This is a genomic window from Methanogenium sp. MK-MG, assembly GCF_009914725.1.
Lineage (GTDB): Archaea > Halobacteriota > Methanomicrobia > Methanomicrobiales > Methanomicrobiaceae > Methanogenium.
In genome coordinates this window covers 1-9273 of sequence record NZ_JAAAWJ010000069.1, presented here as the reverse complement: position 1 = coordinate 9273, position 9273 = coordinate 1, and the positions used below count along the sequence as shown (strand labels likewise).

General features: G+C 52.4%; 10 protein-coding genes and 1 tRNA gene. 4 read left to right on the top strand and 7 right to left on the bottom strand.

Translation table 11 applies throughout. The features are described 5' to 3' along the window. On the bottom strand, positions 1-1481 hold a 1481-nt coding region (purL, locus tag MKMG_RS09120), incomplete at its 3' end, for a phosphoribosylformylglycinamidine synthase subunit PurL (RefSeq protein WP_165077461.1). Positions 1482-1645: 164 nt separating this feature from the next. On the opposite strand from purL, the gene MKMG_RS09115 reads away from it, so the two are divergent. Then, positions 1646-2257: a translation initiation factor IF-2 subunit beta gene (locus MKMG_RS09115; protein ID WP_165077460.1), complete on the top strand. Its 612-nt coding sequence runs from the start codon at positions 1646-1648 to the stop codon at positions 2255-2257. A gap of 129 nt (positions 2258-2386) precedes the next feature. On the opposite strand, the gene MKMG_RS09110 is transcribed toward MKMG_RS09115, so the two are convergent. The 5 genes from MKMG_RS09110 to MKMG_RS09090 form a co-directional block, all read right to left on the bottom strand. Beyond that, positions 2387-2665 (bottom strand): DNA-directed RNA polymerase subunit L, encoded by a 279-nt coding sequence (locus tag MKMG_RS09110; protein WP_165077458.1) that lies wholly within the window; start codon positions 2663-2665, stop codon positions 2387-2389. A 102-nt stretch (positions 2666-2767) separates the two neighbouring features. Beyond that, the gene (locus MKMG_RS09105) at positions 2768-3493 is read right to left on the bottom strand and encodes an MBL fold metallo-hydrolase (RefSeq protein ID WP_165077457.1); all 726 of its coding nucleotides are present in this window, start codon (positions 3491-3493) and stop codon (positions 2768-2770) included. A 19-nt stretch (positions 3494-3512) separates the two neighbouring features. Next, positions 3513-4790 carry an ATP-binding protein gene (locus MKMG_RS09100; protein ID WP_165077455.1) on the bottom strand — a complete coding sequence of 426 codons (1278 nt, stop codon included), beginning with the start codon at positions 4788-4790 and terminating at the stop codon, positions 3513-3515. Between the two features lie 42 nt (positions 4791-4832). Next, a complete protein-coding gene (map, locus tag MKMG_RS09095) occupies positions 4833-5708 on the bottom strand; it encodes a type II methionyl aminopeptidase (RefSeq protein WP_165077454.1) in 876 nt (291 codons plus the stop codon). Further along, entirely contained in the window at positions 5705-6835 is a 1131-nt protein-coding gene (locus MKMG_RS09090; protein ID WP_165077452.1) for a Xaa-Pro peptidase family protein, read from the bottom strand. The genes map and MKMG_RS09090 overlap by 4 nt, the downstream gene beginning before the upstream one ends. A 60-nt stretch (positions 6836-6895) precedes the next feature. On the opposite strand from MKMG_RS09090, the gene MKMG_RS09085 reads away from it, so the two are divergent. The 3 genes from MKMG_RS09085 (at position 6896) to MKMG_RS09075 (ending at position 7598) form a co-directional block, all read left to right on the top strand. Then, the gene (locus tag MKMG_RS09085) at positions 6896-7186 is read left to right on the top strand and encodes a hypothetical protein (protein WP_216842897.1); all 291 of its coding nucleotides are present in this window, start codon (positions 6896-6898) and stop codon (positions 7184-7186) included. Further along, a complete protein-coding gene (locus MKMG_RS09080) occupies positions 7176-7478 on the top strand; it encodes a hypothetical protein (protein ID WP_371415209.1) in 303 nt (100 codons plus the stop codon). The genes MKMG_RS09085 and MKMG_RS09080 overlap by 11 nt, the downstream gene beginning before the upstream one ends. A 47-nt stretch (positions 7479-7525) precedes the next feature. Continuing rightward, a tRNA-Asn gene (locus MKMG_RS09075) sits at positions 7526-7598 on the top strand. An 805-nt stretch (positions 7599-8403) separates the two neighbouring features. Here the strand turns inward: MKMG_RS09075 and MKMG_RS09070 are convergent. Next, positions 8404-9273, bottom strand: an 870-nt coding sequence (locus MKMG_RS09070) for a PAS domain-containing protein (RefSeq protein WP_165077451.1), incomplete at its 5' end; no start/stop codon positions are given.

The window sequence follows — 9273 nt, the reverse complement described above, 5'->3', positions numbered from 1 at the left end:
TCCCCCATGCCACGAACCGCCTCACCCAGCTGCCAGTAGATCTCCGGGTGAACGGGGCTGGCAAAGTTCAGGCAGTTTACCACGCAGAGAGGTGCGCTGCCGACACAGGCAAGGTTGGCGGCATTTTCATAGACGGTGTTTGCCGCACCTTCATATGGTTTCAGCTCAATATGCCGCGGGGAACAGCCACAGGAGAGGGAAAGGGCACTGTCGCCCAGCCGGAGAAGCCCGGCCCCGCCTGCAACAGAGACCGTGCGCAGCTGCACATCGTGGTCATACTGGCGGGAGATCCAGTCCTTGCGGACCACATCAGGGTGAGAGAGGACCGAAAGACAAAGGTCTTTGATATCCCCTTCCGGTACCTGATACGGGCGTTCATGCGAATACGGCTCAGCATGCCATGCCTCACCCGGCGCCCCTTCCACCAGCAGATCGATCGGCAGGTCACAGACGACATTGCCTTCAAAGGTGACGATGTAGCGTGCTTCCTCGATCACTTCACCAATATCGCGCCATTGCAGACTGTACTTCTCCATGATGGCCGCAAGTGCCGGAATGTCATCTTCTGCAACCTCCATTAGCATCCGTTCCTGGGATTCGGCAAGCATGATCTCCACCTCATTCATGCCGGTCTCCCGCAGGTGAACACAACCAGCCTCAATACGGGCCCCATAGCTGGAGGACATCTCAGACGATGCGCCCGCGAGTCCCGCCGCACCCAGGTCACGGCACGCCACTATCTTCCCGGTGGCTGTCATCTCAAGTGTTGCGTCAATGAGTAGTTTTTCGGTATACGGGTCGCCGACCTGCACACAGGGCCGGTCTTCTGCCTCAGCATCCTCTGATAGATCACGGGAGGCAAACGATGCCCCGCCGAGACCGTCTCTTCCGGTGGACGCCCCGTAGAGGACCAGCCGGTTGCCGGGCTTCTTTACCCGGGCTGTGAGATATCTCTCCGGGTCCACGATTCCCACACAGACGACATTGACAAGGGGATTGCCGGAGTACCCTTCATCGAATGCCACCTCACCCCGTACGACCGGGACACCGATACAGTTGCCATAGTCACCAATTCCCTGCACCACATGCTCAAGCAGATACCGGTTCTTCTCCTCGGTGATCGGGCCAAAGTAGAGAAGGTCCATGAGGGCAATCGGTTTGGCCCCCATGGAGATGATATCTCTCACAATGCCACCGACTCCGGTCGCAGCCCCGTCAAAGGGATCCACATAACTGGGGTGATTATGGGATTCCATGCCAATTGCAAGTGCGATATCGTCTGAATATTTCACAATGGCTGCATCATCTCCGGGTCCCAGAAGTACATTCACGCCAGTGGTTGGCAGGGTCTTCAAAAATGCCTTTGTTGAACGATAACTGCAGTGTTCACTCCAGAGATTTTCAAAACAGGCGTATTCAAGCGGGGTTATGGGCCGCTTCAGTTTTTCTTCCAGATAGGCAAGGTCTCCGGCAGATACCATGATGCAGAATGGTTAGACACCTGCGCTAATAATGGTGTGCATATGGCATCCTGCAGGCAGACAGGGGCAGAATCTGCAGGCCGGAAAATACAGTAGAATTTCCCCGGCTCACCCGGGGCATGCAAAAAGCACTATTAATATACTACAGTACAAAGGGTACCAGCATGTCCGATCCATATGAAGCGTTGCTTGACCATGCCTATGAAAATATCACTGAGACCTCCGGTGATGAGGGACGGTTTATTGTACCTCCGGCAAAGGTGTTTATTGAGGGGAAGACGACTGTCTTCGATAACTTTGCAGAGATTGCGTCAATCCTTCGCCGTGATCCGGATCACCTGATGAAGTTTCTGCTGGGTGAACTGGGAACATCCGGCAAGATAGACGGAACACGGGCAGTCTTCAACGGTAAGTTTGAATTTGACCTGATCAAGAGCCTTGTGAACAAGTACACAGAAGATTACGTCATCTGTTCTGAATGCGGCAAACCCGACACCCGCCTCGTAAAGGACGGACGGATCACTCTCCTGCGTTGTGATGCCTGTGGCAGTCACAGGCCGGTCAGAAAGCGCCGTGCACGTCCTGAATCTGTAGCAAACCAGCTGGAAGAAGGCAAAGAGATGACTGTGGAGATACAGTCCATCTCAAAGCGTGGAGATGGCGTGGTCAGAATCGGCAAATACACGATGTATGTGAGCGGCGGAAAACCCGGCCAGAAAATACAGATCCGCATCACCCGTGTGGCCGGTTCCATTGTCTTCACCGAACGGATGTAATATCACCCTTTCCTCTTTTTACATTTTTTTGCGGCTTTTGCTCTTTTAGCTGCTTTTGTACTGGTTCTGCAAGGTTATATCAGATGATCTACAGGTACCGCACACCTGCCGGATCCGAAAAAAAGAGTATTATTTTATCTCTGAGTGTTCAATTGCGTCCAGCAGTTCAGCGCAGTCTGCACTGATTCGGCGTGCTGCATCAATGATGACCGAAATGGGATCTACGCCGTCTTTGGTTGAAACAAACAACTCCGGGTCAGTGAAATCAAACTTCGGATTATAGGATGACACATCCACATGGGGGTCTGTGAGGATCTCCTGATTCAGAGCATTCATATATGTGTGGCTCTCACCGACAAAGAGGATCTTCACGCTGTCAGCATTGAGCTCAAGAATTTTGATCTCCATAAGTATTGTATAGTTCTGTGGACGAACGGCTAAATATATATGGGTGACCCCCGGCAGATGAGGCAGGAACCATCCTCTGCGGAGAATACCGCGATGTTTCTCTCAGAGCACAAACGTATCCCCGTCATACCCAATATGCGGCGCGTCCCACCCTATTTTATGTGAGAGGTGAACAAGGCGGAAATCCTTTGCATGGAGTTCACCGGCAAGAGAGACCGCCTCTGAATAGTTCATGTGCTTCGGGTGCACGATGCCGTCCGGGAAGAGCGCGTCAGCAAAGAAAAGGTCACATCTGTCCAGCAGATCTTTTGTCCGCTGCGGGATGTCAGGATTCGTATCTGCCGTATACCCGACACGGGTGTCTCCGTCCTCTATCAGAATGCCATATGTTGGTGTGGGAGGATGATTCACTGCCCCAAGGGTGATCTGCAGGCCCCCCAGCGTGAACGGGACATACGGCTCCTGCGGGTGGGCAGCAAAATGAATGAAATGGAACTGTTTTTGCATGTATGCCACCACCCCGGGAGCACCATATCCGGGCGGGTATTTCTGCACCCGGTAAAAATCATTAAACCCGGCAAAGTGATCATAGTGCCCATGAGTCCAGAGCACAGCATCAATATGGGGTGCACCCACACGGAGCAGTTGCTGACGGAGGTCAGGTGAGGTGTCAATGAGGAGGTTAAACCCCTCATGCTCCACCAGAAGAGAGGTACGAAGGCGTCCCCTCCCGGATGCGCTGCCTTCGGCACATATCGGGCAGGTGCATCCGACAAGAGGGGTGCCGGTGGTATCACCGGTCCCAAGCAGTGTAATTGTTACCGTCATCCGAAAAGACACCTGAACTTCAGATACTGCTCCGGATGATGTGGCGGTTCTTGAGATTCTGCATGCCGACTTCGATATCCTCAGCGGTTACCTCATGCCGGTTGTCCGTGAGGGCAGCCATGATCGCTTCTTTGATCATCATCCGCAGGTCTGCACCGGAGAACCCTTCGGTCTCCTCAGCAACGGAAACAAAGTCGCAGTCGCACTCAATCAGGGACGTGACCGCACGCAGGATGTCCTCCCGCATCGCCCGGTCAGGCATGGGGAACTCCACTACATCATCAAAGCGCCGCCATGCCGCTTCGTCCAGCAGAGCTGGGTGATTGGTTGCCCCGATGAGAAGGACACCGTTCTTGACAAAACTGACCATATCGATGTTCTTCAGAAGCATGTTCACCGCCCGCTTCATTGCAGCGTTATCATCTGTCAGGCGGGATTTTGCCACAAAATCAAACTCATCAATAAAGAGAATACAGGGAGAAAGACGCCGGGCCAGCTCAAATATACGATCGATATTCTTGGATGTCTCGCCCAGGTACTGGGAGGTGATCATCGCAAGACGGACTTCAAGGAGTGGCATATGCAGTTCACGGGACAGGGCAAGCGCAAGGGATGTCTTTCCGGTTCCGGGAGGACCTACAAAGAGAAGTTTTCCAAATTCATATACCCGGTGATCACGGAGGAAATCCCGGTTTTTGAGCGCCACATCGATCTTTTTGATCGTGTCCATCTGCCCCTTCGTGCAGACAAGATTGTCCATACTGAACTCCATCTCATCCGGCGCGTAGATGATGATAAGGTCACGGGCATTGCGCATCTCCTCAGACTCAGCAACGATAGGGGCAATCTTTGCCTCTATATACTCAACCGAGTCTTCAAACCGCCCGGTCTTCTTCAGTGCATCCTGATAGGAAAATGTGCCGATATTATTTTTTTCTGCATATAATGCAAGTGCAGGATTCTGCTCTATCGATCTCTTTCCCCCTTTCTTTACAAACCACTGCATCGCAGGTGCAAGCGCGGTGATGGAGAGGCGCTGCCCAAATTCGTCATAGTCAACAAAAGGGTTTGCGCGCAGATGTTCATATGCACCGCTCACTCCCATCTCACGTTCAAGCAGACCTTCGCTGATCACCAGCGGCCGTTTAAATTCTGACGCTGCTCCGGAGACTCCGGTTATTTTCCGTAATTTCTGCGGCAGATCATTCTTCGTGATCTCGGGAATTTCATTGGCGATTGAGGCCGTCAGAAGAATCTCCATGAGATCAAGAACCATTGAATCAGCATCATCAGACATGCGTAACAGGAGATATACTACGCAGAGAGCAAAAAAGGTTGGTTAAAGGGTCGTTGCCACACAGCCATCTTCGGTGACAATGAGGGTATGTTCTGCCTGGGAGACCAGTGACCCGGGAATGTCGTGAAGGACAGGATAGCCCCGTACCACGCCGCTCCTCTTCAGAGTGGAGAGGGCAAGATCGATCTTATCACCGGTCAGCCAGCGCCGGGAGAATGGCAGGGAGCGCCGATCACGGATCTGGTTCATGACCCGCTTTGCGGATGCCAGCCGTACACCCCGGTTTGCTGTCTGGCTGTAGATCAGCGTCCGGGCGCCGTCTGAGACCATCCCTGTCCCACTGGAGGCAAAGGGTTCAACCGCAAAGACCATGCCCTCTTCAAAGACTGCCCCGCCTGTCATGGCAACATTGGGAATCATCGGATCACCATGGAGAGAGTATTGTGAGAGACCGTGGCCGGTGAGATTTGCCACCGGACGAAAGCCTCGCGACTCGATCTCATGCTGGATTACCGTGCCCAGTTCTCCCGAGGTGGCACCCGGACGAACCAGTGCAATGGCCGCGTTGAGGGCTGCCCGTGATGCCTCTACGAGGAGGGCGTTGTCGCCAAGGTCAACGGTCTGTGCCGTGTCTGCGACATAACCGTCGATATGAACCCCGAGATCTACTTTTACCACATCGCCCTCAGAGAAGAGGCGTTCATCCCCCGGACCTGCGGTATCATGAGCCGCATCCTCGTTTATAGATATATTGAGCGGAAAGGCAATCCCGACACCTTCATCAAGTATGGCCTGCTCAATGGTGTCCACCAGTTCCAGGATAGAAGCGTCCGGGACAACCATTGCGGCAGCTTCCTCACGGAATCGCTTTGCAATCGCCCCTGCTTCCATATATGCAGAATAAATATCATCGTTCATACGATCAGTCTTCTCCTGTATTTCGTGTAACAGGTGAAACCATCTTTGGTTATAACACCAAGGTTCTCCAGCCGCACCCCGCCGGTCTTCCGGTAATAGAGACCGGGTTCAACGGTGATTACATTTCCCGCCACAAGAGGAGTGTCAGCCCGCGGGGAGAGGGACGGCCCTTCGTGGATCTCCAGACCGACCCCATGGCCAAGGCTGTGGATAAACCCTTCATCTCCGGTCGTATACCCCCGTTCCGTAAAATGATCAACTACGGCATTGTGCACCTCTGCACCGGTGATGCCTGGTCTGAGCATCTCTTCGGCGAGCGTCTGGCCGTCGCGGACGGTGTCATATATTTCCTGTATCTCAGCTGAAGGTTCCCCTTTTACAAACGTCCGGGTCATATCTGCAAAGTATCCGGTCTTCTCGTCCTGAGGGAAGACATCAATAAGAATGGGTTCGTTTGGAAGCAGGGTGCCTGACCCGACGTTATGCGGCTGGGCGGTTTCCTTTCCGCATGAGACGATGGTGTCATGTGCGGTGCACCCGTGCCGGAGCAGCCAGCAGTGCATCTCCCGCCGGAGGATATCAGAGGTCAAGGGAGCATCCTCATGCCAGAGGGCCCCGTCCCTCACCGCAGCATTACGGATGATCGCCTCAGCAAGCGCCATCACCTCGTTTGTCCGTTCCTGGGCTGCACGGATTGCATCACATTCACGTGGGTTCTTCACCTCCCGCATGGCCTCAACCGTGTTGGTATCGACCGTGACCCGGCAGAATAACCGGATATCTTCAGCCATGGCGAGGGGGAAGGTGCCCGGGACGATGATATCTCCGCCTGCATATTCATATGCCATGCGTGCGGCGGCCCGGCGGGGACTGACCTCCTCTTCGAGGTAGGTAAAGAACCCGGCATCCCCCCGGGTAATGGCATCACAGGACGCTTCGTCCTGCGCCCGCCCGATCTCCATCTGAGGGACGATGATGACACCATCCTCTCCCCGCTTTTTAATATAGAAGATGGGATCTGAGATGACGAACTGTGTCAGATACCGCATATCGGGATCATGGGAAGAGGCATAGATGACGTAAGCTGCCGCCCCTGCCTTCTCCATTGCCTCATCGAGTGTGTCCATGCCTGAATATTGCCGACCAAAGCACAAGTAATTTTATCCTGACAGGTTGATGTATGGATAATGGACGAGTCAGCAAAGCAGGTCTTCAAGATGAAGTTTGCAAAACTCACCATGGTCCTGAACGGAATTTTTCTTCTCGCGGCACTTGCCATCCTCGCTGCATTCAGGGTAATACCTGTCTACAGTTACCTGATCGCAGGTATCTGCGGTGCAGGAGCAATTGTGCTGGCACTGTATTTCAGGAGTGCCTACCGGAGTGACAGAAAATGGCTGATGGCCCAGGGTGATGAACCCGGGAAACCGGAACAACCCGGCAATGCCGGGGAACATAAAGGCGACAATGATGCTTGAGAAGATCCGGTCTGAAGTGGAGCTGGTGGGACGACACCTCGGACTGGTGCGCATCGTAGCGGAGTATCAGCCAATCGGCATCATGAAACTCGCAGAACTCACCAGTCTGCCTGCCCATCGTGTGCGCTACTCCCTGAAGGTGCTTGAGGGACAGGGGTACATTCAGGCATCACCGGCAGGCGCAATGGTGACAGAAGTGGCAAAAGAAGGAATGAAAACGCTTGATTCTGAGATTGATGCCATCATCGTCCTTCTCAACACAATGCGTGAAAAGAGCAACACAAATCAATAATATTAATATCCCCCAATACGACCTTATATGGCACACAGGTTGTGCATGCCTCCATAACTCAGTTGGTAGAGTGTCTGGCTGTTAACCAGAATGTCACAGGTTCGAGTCCTGTTGGGGGCGCTTTTTGTTTTATGTTTTTATTTCATCTACGGTGAGGTAGCGTCTTTTTCTGTCAGATTTCTCCGGTTATGACGGCGAAAGGTGAACCCACCGGGCGCCATCCAGCATATTTTCACCTTTTCATATGGTATCTTTCAATTTCTTCGTGTATATATCCGAAAAATATCCGGAATTCAGGCTTAATCAGACAATTGACGCGTGCATTTCAGATTCATCTCTGGTTCACTCTTTGTTTTCACCCATTTCGGAATCAGAGAGACACATACCTACCCCTATGTCTGTACCGGGATTGCTGAATGTTCTCCCCTATGCATGAAATATTCCTTTAGTACATGTACATATATCTCTATATTATACTTCTTTAGAAGAATACACAACACTACGGACGATTTCAATCTCCGTTTCATTTTCATTTTCCGGGTGAAAACCGGGTGAATGAGTGAAAGTCCCATACCGGGAGGATGGGGTTGTCCCCTTCGTACAGCATGTGTCAAATAATGTCCACACCCAGGGGGGATTTTATCTTCCCGGCAGTTCGATGACCTGCAAAACCGGCTCGACGGTTATCAGATATATTTCAAACCTGAGGTCGAAGAATTTGCACGGATATTCTTCACACCAAAAAAGAAACAGACGAGCACCGATCACGCGAGTATGAAGGCCAGCCCCAACCCGGCTGTGAGCAGATTCATGCCGAAGAGGGGAATCCTGCCTAACGCAGGAACCTGCACTACATCCCATCAACACGAACTGATATGCATGCCATTCAGAAACAATGCTGCAGGCCCCTGCCATTACAGTGCTGTCACCGTTCACAGTAATACTGGTGCGGTGTGGACTGCCATCCATCTGAAACGCACTTCTGCAATTCCTTCCCGCGGCAAAGCATTTCCCGTTCAGCTCCGGGCAGGCTCAGAACATCGTGCAGTTCAGCAAATACACCCTGCACATCTCCGTTCCCGCTTATGTATGGCGAACCAAAGAACAGAATCCCGAACTCCTGCCCGGCTGCTGCGGTCCGCACCTGAAGCGGGACATCCATGAGACGGGTGCCCCCCATAACTCGCTCGTGGACTTCCCTGGCTTTTCCTGGCTCGGTGAAGAGATCAAAGAAACACATTCCGGTAAGGAAATCATGGGTATACCCGGTCAGTTTCTCCATTGCTTCATTAAAATCGATGATCGTCCCTCTCTCATCGATCGTCACCAGCGGATCAACATGCGCCTCGATCAGGCAGCGGTTGTACTCGTTTGCCTGGCGAATCTTATCTTCTGCTTTTTTCTTGCTGGTGATATCCCGCAGTGAGGCGATAGCTCCCGAAAATTCGTTATTTTCGCCCACCATAGGACTCACCTTGACCCAGATATCATGCTTCCTTCCGTCCGATAAGACCACCTTCTTCTCTGCGGTGAAATATCCATCCTCACAACTCGTGATATGGTAATCATCCTTAATGCTGAGAACAGGATTCAGTACCAGATCAATCAGGATGGGCCTTTTTTCTCCATAAATGGCCTCTGAGTAGGCATAATTCCCTTTGCCTGCAATCTCCTCCCTCCTGACACCAGTCAATGCTTCTATGGCAGTATTCCATCCGATGACATGCCCTTTATTGTCTATAACAAAGGTGGGATCAGGGAGGTGATTGAAAATATTTGTATAGAGTTTCCGGGA

What these genes read in the sequence shown, in the direction of transcription:
- MKMG_RS09115 (WP_165077460.1), top strand. Translation starts at nt 1,646, where the DNA reads ATGTCCGATCCATATGAAGCGTTGCTTGACCATGCCTATGAAAATATC.
- MKMG_RS09110 (WP_165077458.1), bottom strand. Translation starts at nt 2,665, where the DNA reads ATGGAGATCAAAATTCTTGAGCTCAATGCTGACAGCGTGAAGATCCTC.
- MKMG_RS09105 (WP_165077457.1), bottom strand. Translation starts at nt 3,493, where the DNA reads ATGACGGTAACAATTACACTGCTTGGGACCGGTGATACCACCGGCACC.
- MKMG_RS09100 (WP_165077455.1), bottom strand. Translation starts at nt 4,790, where the DNA reads ATGTCTGATGATGCTGATTCAATGGTTCTTGATCTCATGGAGATTCTT.
- map (WP_165077454.1), bottom strand. Translation starts at nt 5,708, where the DNA reads ATGAACGATGATATTTATTCTGCATATATGGAAGCAGGGGCGATTGCA.
- MKMG_RS09090 (WP_165077452.1), bottom strand. Translation starts at nt 6,835, where the DNA reads ATGGACACACTCGATGAGGCAATGGAGAAGGCAGGGGCGGCAGCTTAC.
- MKMG_RS09085 (WP_216842897.1), top strand. Translation starts at nt 6,896, where the DNA reads ATGGACGAGTCAGCAAAGCAGGTCTTCAAGATGAAGTTTGCAAAACTC.
- MKMG_RS09080 (WP_371415209.1), top strand. Translation starts at nt 7,176, where the DNA reads ATGATGCTTGAGAAGATCCGGTCTGAAGTGGAGCTGGTGGGACGACAC.